Annotated in this window: 15 protein-coding genes and 3 rRNA genes; 16 read left to right on the top strand and 2 right to left on the bottom strand. The window is 61.5% G+C overall.

The window, feature by feature from the left end:
* Positions 1 to 96: 96 nt before the first annotated feature.
* The 11 genes from pheS (at position 97) to IWX88_RS09650 (ending at position 12,586) form a co-directional block, all read left to right on the top strand.
* Positions 97 to 1,092, top strand: a complete 996-nt coding sequence (gene pheS, locus IWX88_RS09700; protein ID WP_196830129.1) for a phenylalanine--tRNA ligase subunit alpha — start codon at positions 97 to 99, stop codon at positions 1,090 to 1,092.
* Entirely contained in the window at positions 1,092 to 3,623 is a 2,532-nt protein-coding gene (gene pheT / locus IWX88_RS09695; RefSeq protein WP_196829761.1) for a phenylalanine--tRNA ligase subunit beta, read from the top strand. The genes pheS and pheT overlap by 1 nt, the downstream gene beginning before the upstream one ends.
* A 231-nt stretch (positions 3,624 to 3,854) precedes the next feature.
* Entirely contained in the window at positions 3,855 to 4,898 is a 1,044-nt protein-coding gene (gene argC / locus IWX88_RS09690) for an N-acetyl-gamma-glutamyl-phosphate reductase (RefSeq protein ID WP_196829759.1), read from the top strand.
* Positions 4,895 to 6,046, top strand: coding sequence for a bifunctional glutamate N-acetyltransferase/amino-acid acetyltransferase ArgJ (gene argJ, locus IWX88_RS09685; RefSeq protein WP_196829757.1), 1,152 nt, complete (start codon positions 4,895 to 4,897; stop codon positions 6,044 to 6,046). The genes argC and argJ overlap by 4 nt, the downstream gene beginning before the upstream one ends.
* Positions 6,043 to 6,942: an acetylglutamate kinase gene (gene argB, locus IWX88_RS09680; RefSeq protein ID WP_196829755.1), complete on the top strand. Its 900-nt coding sequence runs from the start codon at positions 6,043 to 6,045 to the stop codon at positions 6,940 to 6,942. The genes argJ and argB overlap by 4 nt, the downstream gene beginning before the upstream one ends.
* Complete coding sequence (locus IWX88_RS09675; protein ID WP_196829753.1) at positions 6,942 to 8,141, top strand: acetylornithine transaminase; 1,200 nt, start codon at positions 6,942 to 6,944, stop codon at positions 8,139 to 8,141. The genes argB and IWX88_RS09675 overlap by 1 nt, the downstream gene beginning before the upstream one ends.
* Entirely contained in the window at positions 8,138 to 9,058 is a 921-nt protein-coding gene (argF, locus tag IWX88_RS09670) for an ornithine carbamoyltransferase (protein ID WP_196829751.1), read from the top strand. Before IWX88_RS09675 ends, argF begins: the two co-directional genes overlap by 4 nt.
* A gap of 111 nt (positions 9,059 to 9,169) precedes the next feature.
* On the top strand, positions 9,170 to 10,369 hold the full coding sequence (locus tag IWX88_RS09665) for an argininosuccinate synthase (protein ID WP_196829749.1): 1,200 nt from the start codon (positions 9,170 to 9,172) through the stop codon (positions 10,367 to 10,369).
* Between the two features lie 2 nt (positions 10,370 to 10,371).
* The gene (gene argH / locus IWX88_RS09660) at positions 10,372 to 11,814 is read left to right on the top strand and encodes an argininosuccinate lyase (protein WP_196829747.1); all 1,443 of its coding nucleotides are present in this window, start codon (positions 10,372 to 10,374) and stop codon (positions 11,812 to 11,814) included.
* Positions 11,811 to 11,957, top strand: coding sequence for a hypothetical protein (locus IWX88_RS09655; RefSeq protein WP_196830179.1), 147 nt, complete (start codon positions 11,811 to 11,813; stop codon positions 11,955 to 11,957). The genes argH and IWX88_RS09655 overlap by 4 nt, the downstream gene beginning before the upstream one ends.
* An 11-nt stretch (positions 11,958 to 11,968) precedes the next feature.
* The gene (locus IWX88_RS09650) at positions 11,969 to 12,586 is read left to right on the top strand and encodes a DNA-3-methyladenine glycosylase (protein ID WP_196830127.1); all 618 of its coding nucleotides are present in this window, start codon (positions 11,969 to 11,971) and stop codon (positions 12,584 to 12,586) included.
* A gap of 149 nt (positions 12,587 to 12,735) precedes the next feature.
* On the opposite strand, the gene IWX88_RS09645 is transcribed toward IWX88_RS09650, so the two are convergent.
* Positions 12,736 to 13,305 carry a hypothetical protein gene (locus tag IWX88_RS09645; protein WP_231369136.1) on the bottom strand — a complete coding sequence of 190 codons (570 nt, stop codon included), beginning with the start codon at positions 13,303 to 13,305 and terminating at the stop codon, positions 12,736 to 12,738.
* Positions 13,302 to 13,946 (bottom strand): DNA-binding protein, encoded by a 645-nt coding sequence (locus tag IWX88_RS09640; protein ID WP_196829745.1) that lies wholly within the window; start codon positions 13,944 to 13,946, stop codon positions 13,302 to 13,304. The genes IWX88_RS09645 and IWX88_RS09640 overlap by 4 nt, the downstream gene beginning before the upstream one ends.
* Before the next feature lie 136 nt (positions 13,947 to 14,082).
* On the opposite strand from IWX88_RS09640, the gene tyrS reads away from it, so the two are divergent.
* The 5 genes from tyrS to IWX88_RS09615 all read left to right on the top strand — a co-directional run bounded on the left by tyrS (position 14,083) and on the right by IWX88_RS09615 (position 22,877).
* Positions 14,083 to 15,405 carry a tyrosine--tRNA ligase gene (tyrS, locus tag IWX88_RS09635; protein ID WP_370568291.1) on the top strand — a complete coding sequence of 441 codons (1,323 nt, stop codon included), beginning with the start codon at positions 14,083 to 14,085 and terminating at the stop codon, positions 15,403 to 15,405.
* 739 nt (positions 15,406 to 16,144) lie between these two features.
* Positions 16,145 to 17,663, top strand: a 16S ribosomal RNA gene (locus tag IWX88_RS09630).
* Positions 17,664 to 18,244: 581 nt separating this feature from the next.
* Positions 18,245 to 21,365 (top strand): 23S ribosomal RNA (locus tag IWX88_RS09625).
* A gap of 173 nt (positions 21,366 to 21,538) precedes the next feature.
* Positions 21,539 to 21,655: ribosomal RNA gene (gene rrf, locus IWX88_RS09620) — 5S ribosomal RNA — on the top strand.
* Together the 16S, 23S and 5S rRNA genes form the textbook arrangement of a ribosomal RNA operon.
* A 463-nt stretch (positions 21,656 to 22,118) precedes the next feature.
* A complete protein-coding gene (locus IWX88_RS09615) occupies positions 22,119 to 22,877 on the top strand; it encodes a hypothetical protein (protein ID WP_370568290.1) in 759 nt (252 codons plus the stop codon).
* The last annotated feature ends 1 nt before the right edge of the window (position 22,878 follow it).

Raw genomic sequence — 22,878 nt, 5'->3', positions numbered from 1 at the left:
GCTGCGTCGCCCGCCCAGCCGATAAGCTTGTGACCCGTGTCAGAACCCACCGCACCGCCCACTCCCGTGATTTCCGAAGCAACGGTGTCCGCAGCCATGGATATTGCTCTCGCAGCAATTTCGGCCGCGTCGACCATCGCCGGCCTCGTGCGAGTGAAGACCGGACACCTCGGCGAATCCTCCCCGCTCGCGAAGCTCAACGCGACGCTGCGGGATGTGGCCTCGGCTGACAAGGCCGCCTTCGGCAAGCTCGTCGGCCAGGCCCGCGCATGCGTGAACCAGGCCTTCGCCGCGCGTGAGGTCGAGTTATTTGCGGCTGAGGAGACCAGGCGCCTTGCGGACGAAGCGATGGATGTCACGGCCGTGGCCTCCCGGTGGACTCCGGGCGCGCGGCATCCGCTCAACCTGCTGCAGGAGTACATCGCCGATATCTTCGTCGGTATGGGCTGGGAGGTTGGCGAGGGACCGGAGCTCGAGAACGAGTGGTTCAACTTCGACGCGCTCAACTTCGACGAGGACCATCCCGCCCGCGAGATGCAGGACACTTTCTTCGTCGACCCGGTCGAGAACCACCTGGTGCTGCGTACCCAGACCAGCCCGGTGCAGATTCGCTCCCTGCTCACTCGGGAACTCCCGATTTACGTGATCTCCCCCGGTAAGGTCTTCCGCACCGATGAGCTGGACGCGACGCACACCCCGGTGTTCCACCAGGTCGAGGGAATCGCGATCGACAGGGGTCTCACCATGGCGAATCTGCGCGGCACGCTGGAGCATTTCGCGCAGATCATGTTCGGTGACGGCGCGAAGATCCGCCTTCGCCCCAACTACTTCCCCTTCACCGAGCCGAGCGCCGAAATGGATGTCTGGCAGCCCAATGCCAAGGGCGGTGCGCGCTGGGTGGAATGGGGAGGCTGTGGAATGGTCAACCGCAATGTGCTCCGCGCGGCCGGCATCGATCCGGAGGTCTATCAGGGTTTCGCCTTCGGCATGGGGATCGAGCGCACCCTGCAGTTCCGCAACGATCTCAACGATATGCGCGACATGGTCGAGGGCGACATCCGCTTCTCCCAGCAGTTCGGAATGGTTCTCTGATGCGCATTCCCATCTCGTGGCTTCGGGAGTTCGTCGACGTGCCCCTCGACGTCACCCCGGACGACGTGCACGCCGCTCTCGTGAGCGTCGGCTTTGAGGAAGAGGCCATTCACACCTTCGGCCTCAGCGGACCGATCGTCGTCGGACAGGTTCTCGAGTTCACTCCGGAGCCACAGTCCAACGGCAAGACGATCAACTGGTGCCAGGTAGATGTGGGCGAGTCCGCACCACGCGGCATCGTCTGCGGCGCCCACAATTTCATTGTCGGCGATAAGGTCGTCGTCTCCTTGCCCGGAGCGATCCTGCCCGGGCCATTCCCGATTGCCGCCCGCACCACCTATGGGCATGTCTCCGACGGCATGATCGCCTCGGCGCGCGAACTCGGCCTCGGCGAGGAGCACGATGGCATCCTGCGCTTGGCCTCGCTCGGTCTCGATCCCGCGGTCGGAGCAGATGCCACGGCACTCCTCGGGCTCGACGATTGGGCCGTCGAGATCAATGTCACCCCCGACCGTGGCTACGCCTTCTCTATTCGCGGTGTGGCCCGCGAGTACGCGCACGCCACCGGTGCCGCCTTCCGCGACCCCGCCGAGCGACCCGAGCTCACGCAGGTCGCTTCTCGAGTCGCGAGTGCCGAGTCCGCTGGTCTAGTCGCGAGGCCCGCCCCCTCCATCGACGACCGTGCGCCCATTCGCGGCCGTACCGGAGCATCCGTCTTCGTCACCCGCGTGGTGCGCGGTATCGATGCCGCCCGACCGAGCCCGGCCTGGATGGTCGCGCGACTGAGCCTGGCCGGAATCCGCTCGATCTCGCTCGTCGTCGATATCACCAATTACGTGATGCTCGAGCTCGGCCAGCCGATTCACGGCTACGACCTTGACCGGCTCAGCGGCGGCCTGGTCGTGCGCCGTGCAGAACCGGGTGCGACGCTCGAGACCCTCGATGGGCACCGGCGCACGCTGCATCCGCAGGACCTGCTGATCACCGACGACTCGGGACCGATCGGGCTCGCCGGCGTCATGGGCGGCGCCTCGACCGAGATCGCCGCGACCACAGCGAATGTGCTCGTCGAAGCGGCTAATTTTGACCCGGTGTCGATCGCCCGCACAGCGCGCCGGCACAAGCTGCCGAGTGAGGCCTCTCGCCGCTTCGAGCGTGGCGTCGATCCCGAGGTTGCGGATGCCGCTGCCGCCCGCGTCGTCGAACTGCTCGTGCAGCTCGCCGACGGAACGGCTGATACCGAGGGCTCCCGCCTGTTCGACGTCGTCCCGCGCGAGCCGATCGTGCTGCCGGACGGCTATATCGCCGGCCTGATGGGCGCTGACTACTCGGATGTCGAGATCCTGCGTTCGCTCACGGACATCGGCGGATCGATTGAGCCGATTAACCACGCCCTGTCGGTGACTGCCCCCAGCTGGCGTCCCGACCTCACCGACAAGGCGACACTCGCGGAAGAGGTGGCCCGCATCGTGGGCTACGACCGTATCCCTGCGGTGCTGCCGACGGCGCCGCCCGGACGTGGCCTCACGCGCGAGCAGAGGCTTCGACGTTCTGCGGCCGGGCTTCTGGCCTCCACCGGACACACCGAGGTGCTGTCCTATCCGTTCGTGTCACAGGGCGCCAACGACACCTTCGGCGGGCCGCTCGCGGGTGCCGTCCCGGCCATCCGGCTGGCGAATCCGCTCGATGGCGAGGCACCGTTCCTGCGCACTTCCCTGTTGCCGGGACTCATCGAGACCGCCCGCCGCAACCTCTCCCGTGGACTAAACGATCTCGCTATCTACGAGATCGGTTCGGTCTTCCGGCCGGAGGCAGATACCCGGTATGGCAGCGGTGATCTCCCGTCCGGAATCATCCGCCCCACGTCGAGCGAACTCGCCGACCTGCTCGGCAGCATTCCGCCGCAGCCCCTCCGCGTTGCCGCGCTGTTCACCGGTGCGGCCATCGCCAAGCAGCCCGGTCAGCCCAGCGTGCCTCGCGGGATTGCGGATGCGATCGACGCGGCCCGACAGGTCGGTCACGCCCTCGGCGTCACGGTCACGGTCGCGGGGGGCTCGCATCACTCGTTCCACCCTGGCCGTACCGCCGAGCTGTTTTTCGGCGATCACAACATCGGATTTGCCGGCGAGCTGCTGCCAGCCCTTGCCGACGAGCGTGACCTCCCGCGGGTCACGGCGGTGCTCGAACTCGAGCTCGGCCTGCTCATCGAGTTGGCTGACAGAGCGGTGTCGCCCAGCGCGATCGCCGCCTATCCGGCGGCGACCCAGGATCTCTCCGTTGTCGTCGGCGCAGACGTGCCAGCCGGCGAGGTGCTCTCAGCGATCGTCGAGGGGGCAGGGCCATTGCTGGAGTTAGCGCACCTCGTGGACGACTACCGCGGCCAGGGCATCCTCGATGGCTCGAAGTCACTGACCTTCGCGCTGCGGTTCCGCGCTAACGATCGCACCCTCACTGCGCGGGAGGCTACCGAGGCGAAGCTCGCCGGCGCGGCGCGTGCCTCCGAGAGATTCGGCGCCGCCATCCGCGAATAACGGGTGCCCGCCGGATGTCCGCTAGTCTTCAGGGGTGGACATCCTCAGCATCACCGGTTCGACCGAGCGTCGCACGTCTGTGCGCCGTGGTCTCCGCGTGCGCTCGGACCGTCGCGGACAGCGACTGCAGGCGACGCTCCCCGTCTGATCGGCTGCCGAATCCGGCATCATGATCCGACACCAGCGCCGCCGCACCAGGCCCCGTCGATCCCCTGTCCATAAGGTGTAACCATGTCCTATTCCGTTGCCGTGGCCGGTGCCAGCGGCTATGCGGGCGGCGAGCTGCTTCGGCTGCTGTCCCAACATCCGGAGTTCCGGGTGACCACGGTGACTGCATTCCAGAACGCGGGGCACTTCCTTCACGAAGTGCAGCCCCACCTGCGCTCCTACGGGCAGCTCGTCCTGCAGCCGACGACGCCAGAGGTGCTCTCCGGCCACGACCTCGTCTTTCTCGCTCTGCCGCACGGCACGTCGGGGGAGCTCACCGCTCACCTCGGCGACGACAGCCTCGTGGTCGATTGCGGTGCGGATCACCGCCTATCGGATGCCGCGGACTGGGCTGCGTTTTATGGCGGAGAGTATTTCGGAGCCTGGGCCTATGGTGTGCCCGAGCTCCCGAGCGCCGGGGGTAAGCAGCGGTCTGCCCTCGTCGGAGCCACTCGCATCGCGGCACCCGGCTGCAACGCGAGCACCGTGTCATTAGCCCTCGCGCCGGGAATTGCGGCCGGAGTGATCGACGAGCGCGATCTCGTCGCCGTTCTTGCGGTCGGTCCCTCCGGGGCGGGCAAGTCCCTCAAGGTCGAGAATTTAGCGAGTGAGATTCTGGGCTCGGCCAACCCGTACGCGGTGGGTGGCAGCCACCGCCACATCCCGGAGATTCAGCAGGCGCTGCGGCTGGCGGGGGCCACGGCACCCACTATTTCGTTCACCCCAGTGATCGTGCCGATGGCGCGGGGCATTCTCGCCACCTCGACGGCCCGCATCGCGCCGGGGGTGTCAGCCGCTGACATCCGCTCCGCCTGGGAGTCGGCATATGCCGACGAGCCATTCGTGCACGTTCTTCCCGAGGGAAAGATGCCAAGGACGGGCGACGTGCTCGGCTCCAACACGGCACTCATCGGCCTCGCCGTCGATGAGGCGGCCGGTCGTGTCGTCACCATCACCGCGCTCGACAACCTGGTCAAAGGCACGGCGGGCGCCGCCATCCAATCAGCGAACATCGCCCTGGCTCTCGATGAGACCAGCGGCCTTTCCATCGACGGAGTTGCACCATGAGCGTCACCCATCCGCAGGGCTTTGTTGCGGCCGGCGTCGAGTCCGGACTCAAAGGCAGGGGCGGCAAGGATCTGGCCCTCGTCGTCAATCGAGGCCCGAGCCAGGCCGCGGCCGCCGTCTTTACGAGCAACCGTGCCAAAGCAAATCCGGTGATCTGGTCGCAGCAGGTGATCGCCGACGGTATCGTCACCGCCATCGTCCTCAACTCTGGCGGGGCCAACTGCTACACCGGTGCCCGCGGATTCCAGGTGACCCACGCCACTGCAGAGCAGGTGGCATCGCTGCTCGGCGCTTCGGCGAGCGATGTTCTGGTCTGCTCCACCGGCCTCATCGGCGACCAGCTCGATCTTCAGAAGGTGAGCGTCGGCGTGGGGGCAGCACACGCTCTGCTGCACAACGGCGGGGGATTGGATGCCGCGACCGCGATCATGACCACCGACACGCGCCCCAAACAGGCGGTTGCCAGTGGCACTGGCTGGTCGATCGGCGGAATGGCCAAGGGGGCAGGCATGCTTGCGCCGGGGCTTGCCACGATGCTCGTCGTCATCACGACCGATGCCGACCTCGATGCCGTCCAGTTGGATGCCGCGCTCCGGCGCGCCACGCGGGTGACCTTTGATCGCCTCGACTCCGACGGCGCGATGTCCACCAATGACACGGTGGCACTCCTCGCCTCCGCGGCATCCGGAATCACGCCGACGATCGAAGAGTTCACTGCGGCCCTCACCGGGCTCTGCGAAGATCTCGCCACTCAGCTGCAACAGGATGCGGAGGGCGCGGCCCACGACATCACGATCGAGGTCATCAACGCGGCCTCCGAAGACGAGGCGGTGGAGGTCGGCCGCGCTGTGGCCCGCAACAATCTCTTCAAGGCCGCAGTCTTCGGCAACGACCCCAACTGGGGCCGGGTGCTCGCGGCAGTTGGCACAACGCAGGCCGCCTTCGATCCCTACGACATCGATGTATCGATGAACGGCGTGCGGGTCGCCCATCGGGGAGAGTCCGACCAGCCCCGCGACAGCGTCGACCTCACCGGGCGCGCCATGCACCTGCTGATCGACCTGCACGTCGGGTCATCCACTGCCACGATTTGGACCAACGACCTCACCCACGATTATGTGCACGAGAACAGCGCGTACTCGAGTTGATCGGCGCGCATTCGAGGGACGCCTCGGCGAAGGCTTCCGCCCTCATCGAATCACTGCCGTGGCTTCAGCGGTTCCATGGCAAGACCATCGTCGTCAAGTTCGGCGGCAACGCAATGGTGAATGACGAACTCAAACACGCCTTCGCCGAAGACATGGTCTTCCTGCGGCAGGTCGGCGTACGCCCGGTTGTCGTGCACGGCGGCGGACCCCAGATCTCGGCTGAGCTTGCTGCTCGCGGTATCCCGAGTGAGTTCCGCGGTGGGCTCCGGGTCACCTCCGCGGAGGCGCTCTCGGTAGTGCGCGAGGTGCTCACCGTGAGGGTCGGTCCGGAGATAGCGGCCCTTATCAATGCTCACGGTATCGACGCGCAGGCGCTGTCGGGGGAGACCGACGGACTGTTCACTGGCACCCGCCGAGGCACCGTGGTCGATGGCGAGGAGGTGGACCTCGGTTTCGTTGGTGACGTGACGGCCGTTGATCCGGCGATCGTGCTCGCCATACTCGACGCGGGCCAGATCCCGGTGATCTCGTCTATCGCTCCGGATTCGCAAACGCACGGCGAGTGCCTGAATGTCAACGCCGACTCGGCTGCGGCATCCCTCGCGATCGCCCTCGAAGCCGAAAAGCTCGTGATCTTGACGGATGTTGCCGGCCTCTATCGAGATTGGCCGAACCGCGACACCCTCATCTCCACCATCGAGGCAGACGAGTTGCGAGCGCTGCTGCCATCCCTGGAATCCGGAATGATCCCCAAGATGACCGCGTGTCTTGATGCGGTCGACGGCGGAGTCCCCAAGGCCGCGATCATCGATGGTCGCGTGCTGCATTCGATTTTGCTCGAGGCGTTCACCGCCGAGGGAATTGGTACTGAAGTAATTTGCGGAAAGGACCTGTGATGGACACCGAAAATTGGCGCGAACGCTACAGCAAAGCGATGATGGGCTCGCTCGGCTCACCACTGGTGATGCTCGAACGCGGGGAGGGTGCCCATGTGTGGGATGTCGACGGCAATCGTTACCTCGACTTCCTCGCCGGGATCGCGGTCAACGCGCTCGGCCACGCGCATCCGGTACTCGTTGAGGCGGTGTCTCGCCAAGTCGCGACCCTCGCGCATGTCTCCAACTACTTCGCCTCCCCGCCACAGCTCGAACTCGCCGAACGTCTGCGTCGCATTACTGGCGCGGGCGATGCCGGTCGGGTGTTCTTCGCCAACTCGGGCGCCGAGGCGATCGAGGCAGCCATCAAGCTGGCCAGGCTCAACCGCGGCGACGGTCGTCGCACGCGCATCCTCTCGCTCATTAACTCCTTCCACGGGCGCACGATGGGCTCGCTCTCGCTCACCGGCAAGATCGCGCTGCGCCGGGACTTCGAGCCGTTGCTGCCCGGTATCGAGCACATCGACACGACCATCGCGGCTCTCGAAGCGGCAATGGATGACACCGTTGCGGCGATCTTCATCGAGCCGATCAAGGGAGAGGCCGGAGTTCTCGATCTGCCGGAGGGTTTCCTCCAGCGAGCGAGAGAGCTTGCTACCGAGAACGGTGCGCTGCTGATCCTCGACGAAATCCAGACCGGTGTTGGCCGCACCGGCACCTGGTTCGCGTTCCAGCAGACCGGTGTCCTTCCGGATGCCCTTACGCTCGCAAAGGGTATCGCCGGCGGCGTGCCGATCGGGGCGCTCATCACCTTCGGTGCGGCATCCGACCTGTTCCAGCCGGGCCAGCATGGCAGCACGTTTGGTGGAAATCCGCTCGCGACAGCGGCTGGCAATGCCGTGCTCGGTGAAATTGAGCGGGCCGGACTGATCGAGAACGCCTGGCGCATCGGGGCAAAGTTGCACGCCATCGTCGAAGCAATCGACTCACCTCTCATCTCCGAGGTGCGCGGGCAGGGTGCGCTCCTCGGGCTTGGCCTGACCCAGCCTGTCGCAGGAGCCCTCTCCGCTGCAGCGTTCGCGCACGGCCTCATCATCAACGCACCGAATGACTCGAGCATCCGCATCGCACCGCCGCTCATCATCGGTGACGCCGAGTTCGAGGAGTTTCGCGATAAGTTCACCCGTGCCCTTCAGACAATCACATCGGATGCGAAATGACCCGACACTTCCTGCGCGACGACGATCTCAGCCAGTCCGAGCAGACCACGATTCTCGATCTTGCGGTCGAGCTGAAGAAGGACCGCTTCGGTACCCGCCCACTAACCGGCCCGCAGACTGTCGCGGTGATCTTCGATAAGTCCTCGACCCGCACCCGCGTCTCGTTCGCGGTCGGCATCGCCGAGCTCGGCGGCATCCCACTCATCATTTCGACGGCCAATAGTCAGCTCGGTGGCAAGGAGACCGCCGCCGACACCGCGCGCGTGCTCGAGCGCCAGGTTGCAGCAATCGTCTGGCGCACCTTCGCCCAGTCGGGGCTCGAGGAGATGGCGTTCGGCACAACGGTCCCGGTGATCAACGGGCTGTCCGATGATTTCCATCCCTGCCAGTTGCTCGCGGATCTTCTCACCATCCGCGAGCACCGCGGAAATCTCGCGGGTCTCACCGTCACCTTCCTCGGGGACGGGGCCTGCAACATGGCCCAGTCCTACCTTCTGGCCGGCGCGACGGCGGGCATGCATGTGCGCGTTGCTTCGCCGGTGGAGTACGCCCCCAGCGGTCCCGCGGTCGCTGCTGCCGAAATCGTGGCGGCGAACACGGGAGGATCGGTCACCCGTTTCACGGATCCGGTCGAAGCCGTTGCCGGTGCGGATGTGGTGGTCACCGATACCTGGGTTTCGATGGGCAAGGAGGGGGAAAAGGCAGAGCGCATCACCACTCTTGGCGCCTACCGGGTCGACACCGAGCTCATGCGCCACGCGAAGAGTGATGCCCTTTTCCTGCACTGTCTTCCCGCTGACCGCGGCTACGAGGTGACGGCTGAGGTTATCGATGGACCGCAGAGCGTGGTCTGGGATCAGGCGGAGAATCGGCTGCATGCCCAAAAAGCCCTGCTGACCTGGTTGCTGCAGCAGTAGCTCGACCGGTCAGCTCGTGCGTCGCCGGTGGTCGAGTAGTCCGCGCTGGCGAACGCATCGAGACCCACGCAGTCCCATAAACTTAAGCACTGAAAACAAGGAGCACCACACATGGCAGAACGCGTTGTCCTCGCCTACTCCGGCGGTCTCGACACCTCGGTGGGGATCGGCTGGCTGAAGGATGCCACCGGCAAGGAGGTCGTGGCTCTCGCGGTCGACGTCGGCCAGGGCGGCGAAGACATGGAGGACATCCGCCAGCGCGCACTGGACTGCGGTGCTGTCGAGGCGATTGTCGTTGATGCGAAAGACGAGTTCGCCGAGGACTTCCTGATGCCAGCTCTCAAGGCGAACGCGCTCTACCAGAAGCGGTATCCCCTCGTTTCTGCGCTCAGCCGTCCGGTCATCGCTAAGCACCTGGCAATCGTTGCGAAACAGCTCGGCGCCGACAGCGTCGCGCACGGCTGTACCGGCAAAGGCAATGACCAGGTACGTTTTGAGGCGGCCGTCGCCGCGCTCGCCCCCGAACTCACGAGCATCGCCCCGGTTCGCGACCTCGCTCTGACCCGCGATAAGGCCATCATCTACGCCAACGAGCACGACCTGCCGATCCGGCAGAGCGCGGCGAGCCCGTATTCGATCGACAAGAACGTCTGGGGGCGCGCGGTCGAGACCGGGTTCCTCGAGGATCCGTGGAATGCGCCGATCGAGGAACTCTACGAGTACACAATGGACCCCACGGTGGCGAAGGATGCCGACGAGGTCATCATCACCTTTGCCTCCGGTATCCCCGTTGCCCTCGATGGGGTGTCGTACAGCGCCTTGCAGATAATCGAGAAGCTCAACGTGCTCGCCGGTAAGCACGGTGTCGGTCGCATAGATGTTGTCGAAGATCGCCTTGTCGGCATCAAGAGCCGTGAGGTCTATGAGGCTCCGGCGGCGATGGCGCTGATCGAGGCGCATGAGGCACTGGAAAGCCTGACTCTCGAGCGGGATCTCAATCGGTACAAGCGCGGTGTCGAGGCGGAATGGTCCAACCTCGTGTACGACGGCCTCTGGTTCTCCAGCCTCAAGCGGTCGCTCGACGTGTTCATCGACGACACGCAGCGCTACGTGAGCGGTGACATCCGCCTGAAGCTGCACGGCGGTCGCGCCACCGTCACCGGCCAGCGAAGCGAGCAGAGTCTGTACGACTTCAACCTCGCCACCTATGACACCGGGGACACCTTTGACCAGTCGCTCTCCAAGGGCTTCATCGAGATCTGGTCGTTGCCGAGCAAGATCTCTGCGCGACGCGAGTTGTCGGGCAAGTAGTCGTGACCGGCGAGACGGACCGCGACCATGATCTTGGTGTCACCACCGAGGGCGCACTGTGGGGCGCTCGTTTCGCCTCCGGACCATCGCCTGAGCTCGCCCGGCTGAGCAAGTCGACACAGTTCGACTGGCAACTCGGCGGCTACGATATCCGCGGTTCGCGGGCCCATGCCAAGGCGCTCGCGGCGGCCGGATACCTCACGGTCGATGAGCACGTGGCGATGGATCTCGCTCTCGAAACCTTGCGCCAGGCCTGGTCCGATGGTTCGTTCGCCGCGCGCGAGTCCGACGAAGACGTGCACGGAGCGCTCGAACGCGGCCTGATCGACATCGCCGGTCCCGAACTCGGCGGCAAGCTGCGCGCCGGACGCAGCCGCAATGATCAGATCGCCACCCTGGTGCGCCTGTACCTGCTCGATCACGCGCAGTCGATCGCTGAGCTTCTCACCCACCTGATCGACGCGATCGCATCCCAGGCCGAGGCGCATCCGGATGCCGCGATGCCGGGCCGCACGCACCTGCAGCATGCGCAGCCGGTGCTGCTCGCCCATCACCTTCTCGCTCACGCGTGGCCGCTCGTGCGTGACCTCGAACGCCTGCGGGACTGGGCAGCGCGGGCCTCCTTCTCGCCCTATGGATCCGGCGCGCTCGCCGGTAGTTCCCTCGGCCTCGATGGCCAACTGGTCGCAACCGAGCTCGGTCTTGTCGGCCCGATGGAGAATTCGATCGATGCGACTGCAAGCCGCGATATCGTGGCCGAGTTCACCTTCGTCCTCTCGCTTGTCGGCATCAACCTCTCCCGTTTCGCCGAGGAGATCATCCTCTGGAACACCCGCGAGTTCGGCTTCGTCAGCCTTCACGACTCGTATTCGACCGGGTCATCGATCATGCCGCAGAAGAAGAATCCCGACATCGCTGAGCTCGCCCGCGGCAAATCGGGCCGGCTGATCGGCAATCTCGCCGGATTGCTGGCCACGCTCAAGGGTCTTCCGCTCGCCTACAACCGCGACCTCCAGGAAGATAAAGAGCCGGTCTTCGACTCGGTGGAGACCCTCGAAGTGCTGCTCCCCGCTTTCACCGGCATGGTTGCAACTCTCAATTTCGACACCGACCGGATGGCAGAACTCGCTCCGCAGGGCTTTTCTCTCGCGACGGACGTGGCCGAGTGGCTCGTCACCCAGCGTGTTCCGTTTCGTGAGGCACACGAAATCAGTGGCTCCCTGGTGAGTTTCTGTGAGCAGCGCGGGCTCGAACTCGACCAGCCGACGGATGCCGATTACCTGTCGATCTCACCGCACCTCACCCCCGGTGTGCGCAGTGTGCTCACCGTCAGCGGGTCGATCGGCAGCCGAACCGGGGCTGGCGGCACCGCACCTCAGCGGGTGGCCGAACAACTCGCGGCGCTCACCCGTCGCGTTCGATCCCTCAGGGAGGTCTGGCAATGACCCTCAGCAAAGACAACCGTTCGCCGAGGCCGGAACAGAGTCGCATCCAGAAGATTGTGATGTGGAGCATTTTTTCAGTGGCGACGGTGCTCGCAGTCATCGCCGCGGTCCTGTTTGTCACCAGCGGTGCGAGACTCTTCTGACCAACCCCCGCATATTCGACCGGCGGTTCTTCGATGCGTCGGCGGTCGAAGTCGCGCCACTGCTGCTCGGGGCGGTGTTACGCCACGGCACTGCTGCTGGCTCGGTCGCCGTGCGGGTCACCGAGGTTGAGGCTTATCTGGGGGAGGCGGATCCCGGCTCCCACGCCTATCGCGGACCGGGCAAGCGCAACGCGGTGATGTACGGCGAGCCCGCTCGTCTGTATACCTACTTCACCTATGGCATGCATGTCTGCGCCAACGTGACCTGCTCCCCCGCGGGAACAGCATCTGCGGTGCTGTTGCGCGGAGCCGAGGTGATCGACGGCATCGAGCTCGCCCGCGATCGGCGGCAGACCTCGAAGACGCATGCCGATCTGGCCCGCGGGCCAGCCCGCCTCGTCGTAGCGCTCGGCATCACGCTCGACGACGGGGGAGCGGATCTGGCTGCGTCGCCGTTCGAGTTGACCCTGGCGCCTCATCCACTACCTTTCGAGACCGGGCCGCGAACGGGAGTGTCCGGTGCGGGAGGTTCCCACGACTATCCGTGGCGTTTCTGGCTTCCAGGCGAGCGCAGCGTCTCGCCATACCGGGCCCACCTGCCCAAGCGCGGTCCGGCTCACCCGGCGTGAGTCATTCCATGCTCCAACTGCTCCCCGAAAGCTGCATCTTCTCCCCGAACCCTGCATCTTCTCCCCGAACCCTGAGGCGAGGTGTCAATTTCACACGCTCGAGAAGCCTCGGAACATGCGAAGGTGACCCTTTAGGGCCGAGTCATGCGTTAGAGCACGATGAGCAACGCGCACGCGCCCGCCCAGATCAGGCTGACCAGGGTACCGATGATGAATCGCTCGCGGATCTCGGGGCTGTCCAGCTCGGAGAACCGGCCGAGTCCCTTCACAGCGATCAACACCACCACGATCTCGAGGCGGCCGAGCACAATCGCCGCGATCAGCGCGAGCCGCTCGAGAAAGCCGATGATCGTGCCACCGCGCAGCACCTCAGCGCGACGGATCCCCGGTGCGGTCCCCTCGGTTACGACGATTCCGCCGTGCGCACCATCCACTGACGGCACGTTCCCGCGACAGGAGAAGCTGAGCACCGCGCTGGTAATCGGGCTCCCGCCGATGATGCCGAGCAGCGCGAGGAGGATGCCGGCGATCACGGCGACCACAGTGCTGGGAGCGGGAACACCCGACCCCAAGGCAACCCCGACAAGTCCCACGATTACGGGTGGCGTAGAAAGCAGCGCGAGGGATGGCCTGTCAAATCGGATTGCAGTGATGCAGATCGCCACGGCTGAGGCGATCACGACGATCGCCACGACCCAGAGCACGACCTGCACGATCACGGTATCTGCCTCTCGTTGGCACGCCTTTCATCCCCAGCCACCTCGCCAGCGGACGCATCTACGGCAGAAAGCCTACGTTCGAGGGGCGACCTCGCGGCGAATTCGATGCGGAGCGCCGCAGCCCGTGCACGTTTGCTCGCAGCCTGGGGTGTGATCCCGAGCAGCTTCGCCGCCTCGGCCTGGCTTGTACCGGCGATAAGCAGGTCGCACATCTCCCAGCCTTCAGCGCTGCGTCGTGCCCGCAGTTGCAACAGGAGGTCCACAAATGCCTCGGCATCCGCAGCCTCGGTCTTCGCCGGGCTGCGCAGCGCGAATCGGCTATCCCGTTTCTTCGCCTCGTTCACTGCCTCGCGCGCGGCGACGAATGCAGCACCGCCGGTTTCTCGTGCGCTGCGCGCCAAGGGCAGAGTCACCCCGCCGATTCCGCATCCCACGCTCCACCGGCCGTGCCTGGTGAGTGCGAGAATTGCACTCAGGGCGGTGTCGGATGTTGAGAGAAGCAGCTGAATCTCGTCGCCCGCCGTGCGATCAACCGGCAACACCAGTCCAGTGCTGAGCAGTGTCTCGAGCGCAAGCATCGTCTCCGCGGCGATATCCGGCCGGTGTCGACTGTCGACCTGATCCGCGGTGATCGCGAACACCGATGCCTCCGACCCCTTGGGGGATTGATCCGAACAAATCAACCCTAGGTAATTGATTTTGCAAAATCAACCCCAGAGGCCTGATTTTAGTCGGCGGCGACATACTGATCAAATGCTCCATTGGTATTCTTGGGTCGTGCCAGTATCTGAAGCCCTGTCCACCCAGCGCAATGATGAGTCGTTCGAGACGGTCTGGGATGAGGTCCTCTGGCGTGGGCTTGTCCATGTTTCTACTGATCGCGCCGAGTTGCGGTCGCTCTTGGCAGGCGCGCCGGTCACCTACTACTGCGGATTCGACCCGACAGCCGCCAGCCTTCACCTCGGAAACCTGGTGCAGTTGCTCCTGATGCGGCGATTCCAACTCGCCGGACATCGGCCCCTTGCACTGGTCGGTGGATCCACTGGCCTCATCGGCGATCCGAAGCCGACTGCAGAGCGCACTCTCAATTCGAAGGAGACGGTGGCTGAGTTCGTCGGCTACCTTCAGGCGCAGGTATCGAAGTTCTTGAGTTTCGAGGGGAGCAATGCCGCTCGCCTGGTCAATAATCTTGACTGGACTGCTCCCCTCAGCGCGATCGACTTCCTGAGGGATGTCGGCAAATACTTCCGGGTCGGCACAATGCTCAAGAAGGATGCCGTTACCGCGCGACTCAACAGCGACGCGGGAATCAGCTATGCCGAGTTCAGCTATCAGGTGCTGCAGGGGATGGACTTCCTGGAGCTTTACCGCAGCTTCGGCTGCGTGCTCCAGACCGGGGGGAGCGACCAGTGGGGCAATCTCGTCAGTGGTACTGACCTCATCCGTAAAGCCGAGGGGGTCTCGGTGCACGCTATCGGCACACCTCTTATCACCAATACCGACGGTACGAAGTTCGGCAAGAGCGAGGGCAATGCGGTGTGGCTTGATCCCGCACTGACGAGTCCCTATGCGTTTTACCAGTTCTGGCTCAACACTGACGATGCTGACGTGATCGAGCGGTTGAAGATTTTCACTTTCCTCAGCCGCGTCGAAATCGACAGACTCGGGGGGGTGGTCGAGAGCGAACCGTTCCGCAGGCACGCACAGCGGGCCCTTGCCCTCGAAGTGACCAGCTTGGTGCACGGGATGGATGCGACTAGTGCGGCCATCGCGGCATCCGCGGCGCTCTTCGGCCAGGGTGAGCTGCACGATCTAGATCCGCACACGCTCGAGGCCGCGCTTCGCGAGCTCCCGAACACCACAACGACCGCTGACACCTCGGTTATGCAACTGCTTGTCGACACTGGTCTGGCCGCCAGTCTCAGTGAATCGCGGCGGGCTGTTGAACAGGGTGGGGTCTATCTCAACAACACCAAGGTCGGGGATGCGGTGCTCACCCTCGAGGGCAACACGCTTGCGGGCGGTATGGCAGTTCTTCGTCGGGGCAAGAAAACTCTCGCCGGTATCTTCGTCGAGACGCCCATGACGCCGCTTCGCTGAATCACCGCTGCAGTGCATTGCTGCTGCAGTGCACTGCTTGGCGCGTGGATGTGCATGGCATTCACGCCTGCAAAACCTGGTGGACATGGGCGACACGCCCGGGTTGCAGGCGTAATTTGACCGTCCCCTACAGGACACGTAATCTTCTTACTTGTCACCCCAAAGGTTCCAAAAGCGCCAAGCGCTTAGGGCCTCAAGCGGGACCAAATCTAGGTCACACAGTGAAGATCCTCTTGCAGGAATCCACCTTCAAATCCTAGAATGGGAGACCCACCTCGAGATGATGTCGGATCAGTCTCACAGGCCTTCACCGCTGTGAATGTTGATTTGACAAAAATCGCGAAGATGGTAAGTTTTACTGGTTGCCCGGCGCGAGAGCGAAGGTGACTGACACAAGTTTTATCGCGGTCTGTTTCCATATCTTAGGTATGGTCCACCGCACTGGTATGGCCCTGGGTAGAAGCGGCAGCGTGAAAACCAGGAGCATCCGATCCTTGAGAACTCAACAGCGTGCACAATGTCAAATGCCAAAAACCTCGTCTGTAGGTGCTGCCTTTTCTAGGCAGGAGCCGCAGAGGAGATTCCTTTGGAAAAAGATATAAACAAAACAAGCAAGTCAGTCCGAATTTATTCGGTTTGGTTTGTTCTTGTCAGTTTCAAACTTGTGTCTTGTCCGCCTATTCCGGTGGCTTGACACACTAGATGTGCCGGCATCCTTGAGATGTCGTGCAATCAAACATTTACGGAGAGTTTGATCCTGGCTCAGGATGAACGCTGGCGGCGTGCTTAACACATGCAAGTCGAACGATGAGAGGGAGCTTGCTCCCTGGATTAGTGGCGAACGGGTGAGTAACACGTGAGTAACCTGCCCTTGACTCTGGGATAAGCACTGGAAACGGTGTCTAATACCGGATACGAGCTTCAGCCGCATGGCTAGGAGTTGGAAAGAATTTCGGTCAAGGATGGACTCGCGGCCTATCAGCTAGTTGGTGAGGTAATGGCCCACCAAGGCGACGACGGGTAGCCGGCCTGAGAGGGTGACCGGCCACACTGGGACTGAGACACGGCCCAGACTCCTACGGGAGGCAGCAGTGGGGAATATTGCACAATGGGCGCAAGCCTGATGCAGCAACGCCGCGTGAGGGACGACGGCCTTCGGGTTGTAAACCTCTTTTAGTAGGGAAGAAGCGAAAGTGACGGTACCTGCAGAAAAAGCACCGGCTAACTACGTGCCAGCAGCCGCGGTAATACGTAGGGTGCAAGCGTTATCCGGAATTATTGGGCGTAAAGAGCTCGTAGGCGGTTTGTCGCGTCTGCTGTGAAATCTGGGGGCTCAACCCCCAGCCTGCAGTGGGTACGGGCAGACTAGAGTGCGGTAGGGGAGATTGGAATTCCTGGTGTAGCGGTGGAATGCGCAGATATCAGGAGGAACACCAATGGCGAAGGCAGATCTCTGGGCCGTAACTGACGCTGAGGAGCGAAAGCATGGGGAGCGAACAGGATTAGATACCCTGGTAGTCCATGCCGTAAACGTTGGGAACTAGATGTAGGGTCCATTCCACGGATTCTGTGTCGCAGCTAACGCATTAAGTTCCCCGCCTGGGGAGTACGGCCGCAAGGCTAAAACTCAAAGGAATTGACGGGGGCCCGCACAAGCGGCGGAGCATGCGGATTAATTCGATGCAACGCGAAGAACCTTACCAAGGCTTGACATATACCGGAAACGGCTGGAAACAGTCGCCCCGCAAGGTCGGTATACAGGTGGTGCATGGTTGTCGTCAGCTCGTGTCGTGAGATGTTGGGTTAAGTCCCGCAACGAGCGCAACCCTCGTTCTATGTTGCCAGCACGTAATGGTGGGAACTCATAGGAGACTGCCGGGGTCAACTCGGAGGAAGGTGGGGATGACGTCAAATCATCATGCCCCTTATGTCTTGGGCTTCACGCATGCTACAATGGCCGGTACAAAGGGCTGCAATACCGCAAGGTGGAGCGAATCCCAAAAAGCCGGTCTCAGTTCGGATTGGGGTCTGCAACTCGACCCCATGAAGTCGGAGTCGCTAGTAATCGCAGATCAGCAACGCTGCGGTGAATACGTTCCCGGGCCTTGTACACACCGCCCGTCAAGTCATGAAAGTCGGTAACACCCGAAGCCAGTGGCCTAACCGCAAGGAAGGAGCTGTCGAAGGTGGGATCGGTAATTAGGACTAAGTCGTAACAAGGTAGCCGTACCGGAAGGTGCGGCTGGATCACCTCCTTTCTAAGGAGCACGTGCATCTCTCCTCTGTATACAGGGAGATCAGAGATGCCAAGCCATTACAGATCACCAACGGCCCATTCGGGTCGACAGGTACCTGGTGGCGCTCATGGGTGGAACATTGACATTGTGACCAGATAAGAAATTTGTCAAACCAGTACAGCCTGTTGCTTGCAGCAGGCACGGAACGTTTCAAATCTTGAGTCTGGTCTTTTGCACGCTGTTGGGTCCTGAGGGACCGGGCCGGCTCTCCTTTCGGGGATGTTCGGATACCGACCTCACGGACCCACTGGTAACTGCATCTTCGGATGTCAGTTATCACGGCCCGCGGACTTCGATCCCTGGCGAACTACCGGCCCATCGCCGCGTTGAATAGACGTGGTTATGAAGCGGCAAGCACAGGTAAGACGCAGTACTGCCCGTATTTTGAGAACTACACAGTGGACGCGAGCATCTTAGAGACTGCCTGTCAATATGTTTGGTGACCTTGGTCGCCTCTCGTGATGATGGGTTGATCTCTTCAATAAAGATCTAGCAAAGAGTATTGTTCATTCAATGCGTTGCTGTTCTTTGTGTAATTTTGTCATCAAGTTTCTAAGTGCAAACGGTGAATGCCTTGGCTTCTGGAGCCGAAGAAGGACGTATAAATCTGCGATAAGCCTCGGGGAGCTGATAATAGAGCTTTGATCCGAGGATTTCCGAATGGGGAAACCCCGCCAGGCGTAGTAATACGACCTGGTGACTTCCGCCTGAATATATAGGGCGGATAGAGGGAACGTGGGGAAGTGAAACATCTCAGTACCCACAGGAAGAGAAAGCAAAAGCGATTCCGTAAGTAGTGGCGAGCGAAACCGGAAGAGGCCAAACCGATCATGTGTGATAGCCGGCAGGCGTTGCATGGTCGGGGTTGCGGGACTTTTTAGCAGTTACTGCCGTACTGCAACAGTTACAACGCGATATAGACGAATGGGATTGAAAGCCCAGCCATAGATGGTGCCAGCCCTGTAGTCGAAATGTCGCAATGGCTGAAGAAGTATCCCAAGTATCACGGGGCCCGAGAAATCCCGTGTGAATCTGTCAGGACCACCTGATAAGCCTAAATACTCCCAGAAGACCGATAGCGGACAAGTACCGTGAGGGAAAGGTGAAAAGTACCCCGGGAGGGGAGTGAAATAGTACCTGAAACCGTTTGCATACAAACCGTTGGAGCCTCCTTAGTAGGGGTGACAGCGTGCCTTTTGAAGAATGAGCCTGCGAGTTAGTGCTCAGTGGCGAGGTTAACCCGAGTGGGGTAGCCGTAGCGAAAGCGAGTCTGAATAGGGCGAAATAGTCGCTGGGTCTAGACCCGAAGCGAAGTGATCTATCCATGGCCAGGTTGAAGCGACGGTAAGACGTCGTGGAGGACCGAACCCACTTCAGTTGAAAATGGAGGGGATGAGCTGTGGATAGGGGTGAAAGGCCAATCAAACTTCGTGATAGCTGGTTCTCTCCGAAATGCATTTAGGTGCAGCGTTGCGTGTTTCTTGCCGGAGGTAGAGCTACTGGATAGCTGATGGGCCCCAAAAGGTTACTGACGTTAGCCAAACTCCGAATGCCGGTAAGTGAGAGCGCAGCAGTGAGACGGTGGGGGATAAGCTTCATCGTCGAGAGGGAAACAACCCAGACTACCAACTAAGGTCCCAAAGCGTGTGCTAAGTGGGAAAGGATGTGGAGTTGCATAGACAACCAGGAGGTTGGCTTAGAAGCAGCCACCCTTGAAAGAGTGCGTAATAGCTCACTGGTCAAGTGATTCCGCGCCGACAATGTAACGGGGCTCAAGCACACCACCGAAGTTGTAGATTTCGTATAGTAGCCCGGCCCACTTGTGGGTCCAGGCGTACGGAGTGGTAGGAGAGCGTCGTGTGGCGAGTGAAGCGGCGGTGTAAACCAGCCGTGGACGCCACACGAGTGAGAATGCAGGCATGAGTAGCGAAAGACGGGTGAGAAACCCGTCCTCCGAAAGAACAAGGGTTCCAGGGCCAGGCTAATCCGCCCTGGGTAAGTCGGGACCTAAGGCGAGGCCGACAGGCGTAGTCGATGGACAACGGGTTGATATTCCCGTACTGACGAAGAACCGCCCAAGATAATCCAGTAATGCTAAGCATCTGAATCCCCTAGATGGATCCCTTCGGGGTGAAGCGTGGGGCCTAGCGTGCGACCCTATGCTGGTGCGTTTAGCGTATTAACAGGTGTGACGCAGGAAGGTAGCTGAGCCGGGCGATGGTTGACCCGGTCTAAGGATGTAGGGCGAACGATAGGCAAATCCGTCGTTCACATAGCCTGAGACCCGATGGGTAGTCCTTACGGACGAAATCAGTGATCCTATGCTGCCAAGAAAAGCATCGACGCGAGGTTCAAGTCACCCGTACCCCAAACCGACTCAGGTGTTCAGGTAGAGAATACCAAGGAGATCGAGAGAATCGTGGTTAAGGAACTCGGCAAAATGCCCCCGTAACTTCGGGAGAAGGGGGGCCCGCGGTGTGAAAGGACTTGCTCCTGGAGCACCATACGGCCGCAGAGACCAGTGGGAAGCGACTGTTTACTAAAAACACAGGTCCGTGCCAAGTCGCAAGACGATGTATACGGACTGACGCCTGCCCGGTGCTGGAAGGTTAAGAGGAACGGTTAGCCGCAAGGCGAAGCTGAGAATTTAAGCCCCAGTAAACGGCGGTGGTAACTATAACCATCCTAAGGTAGCGAAATTCCTTGTCGGGTAAGTTCCGACCTGCACGAATGGCGTAACGACTTCCCAGCTGTCTCAACCGCGAACTCGGCGAAATTGCACTACGAGTAAAGATGCTCGTTACGCGCAGAAGGACGGAAAGACCCCGTGACCTTTACTACAGCTTGGTATTGGTGTTCGGAGTGGCTTGTGTAGGATAGGTGGGAGACTTTGAAGCTTGGACGCTAGTTCAGGTGGAGTCATTGTTGAAATACCACTCTGGTCACTTTGGATATCTAACTACGAACCGTAATCCGGTTCTGGGACAGTGCCTGGTGGGTAGTTTAACTGGGGCGGTTGCCTCCTAAAAAGTAACGGAGGCGCCCAAAGGTTCCCTCAATCTGGTTGGCAATCAGATGTCGAGTGTAAGTGCACAAGGGAGCTTGACTGTAAGACTGACAAGTCGAGCAGGGACGAAAGTCGGGACTAGTGATCCGGCAGTGGCTTGTGGAAGCGCTGTCGCTCAACGGATAAAAGGTACCTCGGGGATAACAGGCTGATCTTGCCCAAGAGTCCATATCGACGGCATGGTTTGGCACCTCGATGTCGGCTCGTCGCATCCTGGGGCTGGAGTAGGTCCCAAGGGTTGGGCTGTTCGCCCATTAAAGCGGTACGCGAGCTGGGTTTAGAACGTCGTGAGACAGTTCGGTCCCTATCCTCTGCGCGCGCAGGAAATTTGAGAAGATCTATCCCTAGTACGAGAGGACCGGGATGGACGAACCTCTGGTGTGTCAGTTGTTCCGCCAGGAGCACCGCTGATTAGCTACGTTCGGAATGGATAACCGCTGAAAGCATCTAAGCGGGAAGCCAGCTTCAAGATGAGATTTCCATCCCTTAGGGGGAGAGGCTCGCAGCTAGACTACTGCGTTGATAGGCGGGATGTGGAAGTGGGGACTAAAGACCCATGGAGCTGACCCGTACTAATAAGCCGATAACTTGATAACACTTTTCTTCCCATCATGGGCCTTCGGGCACCGGTGGGAATGAGATGCTCTGCGTCCACTGAGTGGTTCCCGATGTACGGTCGGGAATCAGCACAACACCAGTTGTGATGGTTTCTTTCGGGAGACCAGATCTGCTGTGCTGTTGGCTAATTCGAAACCTATATCCATAGTGTTTCGGCGGCCATAGCGAGAGGGAAACGCCCGGTCACATTCCGAACCCGGAAGCTAAGACTCTCTGCGCCGATGGTACTGCAAGGGGGACCTTGTGGGAGAGTAGGACACCGCCGGACTTCTTTGTAAGATGGCCACCCATCGCGTTTAATAGACGCGGTTGGGTGGCCATTTTGCTTTAACATCCGCGGGAGACAACGCGTGGTGCAGCACGCAAACAACCAACCGCACGTCCGCGAATAATCATCCCTGCGTATGCGTGCCCATAATTTCATCAGTGACCAGATCCAGAGGTAAATTGTGTCCAACTTCGAAGATCGCTCAAAGCGACCAGGTGCAAAGCCGGCCAATGCTCGTTCAGACGACGGTCGGCCGCAACGAGGAGCACCTGCCTCCGGGCGGGCTCCACGACCCGTTGGCGCGACTGGCGACCGGTCTCAGCGCGGGCGTCCGGACGCAGACCTGTCCAGAAATCCCCGTGAGCATCGAGCAGGTGCCGGCTACCAGGGTAGATCCGCTCAGGAGATTGAGGATCGCGACCCCTTCGGCACTAAGTCGATTCGCTCGCGTCACGATGACCCGGTGGTGCCGGATGATGTTCAGCCGAAGGATCTTGATCGGATCGCCCGTGCACAGCTGAAGACGCTGAGTAAGGAGAATGCTGACGGTGTGGCGCAGCACCTTGTGATGGTGGCTCGGTTGATTGAATCCGATCCTGCACTCGCTCATGCGCACGCGGTGTCCGCAGCGCGGCGCGCCGGGCGCATTGCGGTGGTACGCGAGACCCTGGCAATCACGGCGTACTCGATTGGAGATTTCGCCCTTGCGCTGCGCGAGCTGCGCACCTACCGCCGGATATCGGGCCGTGACGATCAGCTTCCGCTCATGGTGGATAGCGAGCGCGGTCTCGGGCGGCCCGACCGTGCGCTTGAGCTCGGTCGTTCAGTTGTACGGAGCTCGCTTGCGGTCGAGGTGCAGGTGTTGCTCTCAATTGCCATGTCCGGTGCCCGTCTTGACCTTGGGCAGACGGATGCTGCGCTCGATGAGCTGCAAATTCCGCAGCTCGACCCGCACACGGCGTTTTCGTGGAGCCCGGCACTCTTCGATGCCTATGCATCCGTGCTCGAGGACCTGGGTCGCGAGGTGGAGGCGGAGCAGTGGTGGCAACGGTCCGACCGCGCCTCGGACGCTATTGCGGCCGGAGACCGTGAACCAGAAGATGACGTGATTGAAATCGTGGAAGAGGACCAAGACGGTGTTGTTTTCGAAGAGGAAGAAGACGAAGCAGGATCATCCAGCGAACAATCCGTTGATGGCACAGGCGGAAGACCGGCCGAATGAA

It is taken from the genome of Frigoribacterium sp. CG_9.8 (assembly GCF_015751965.1).
Classification (GTDB): Bacteria; Actinomycetota; Actinomycetes; order Actinomycetales; family Microbacteriaceae; genus Lacisediminihabitans.
The sequence above is the reverse complement of the archived record's forward strand: the minus strand, read 5'-3'. Positions and strand labels throughout refer to the sequence as shown.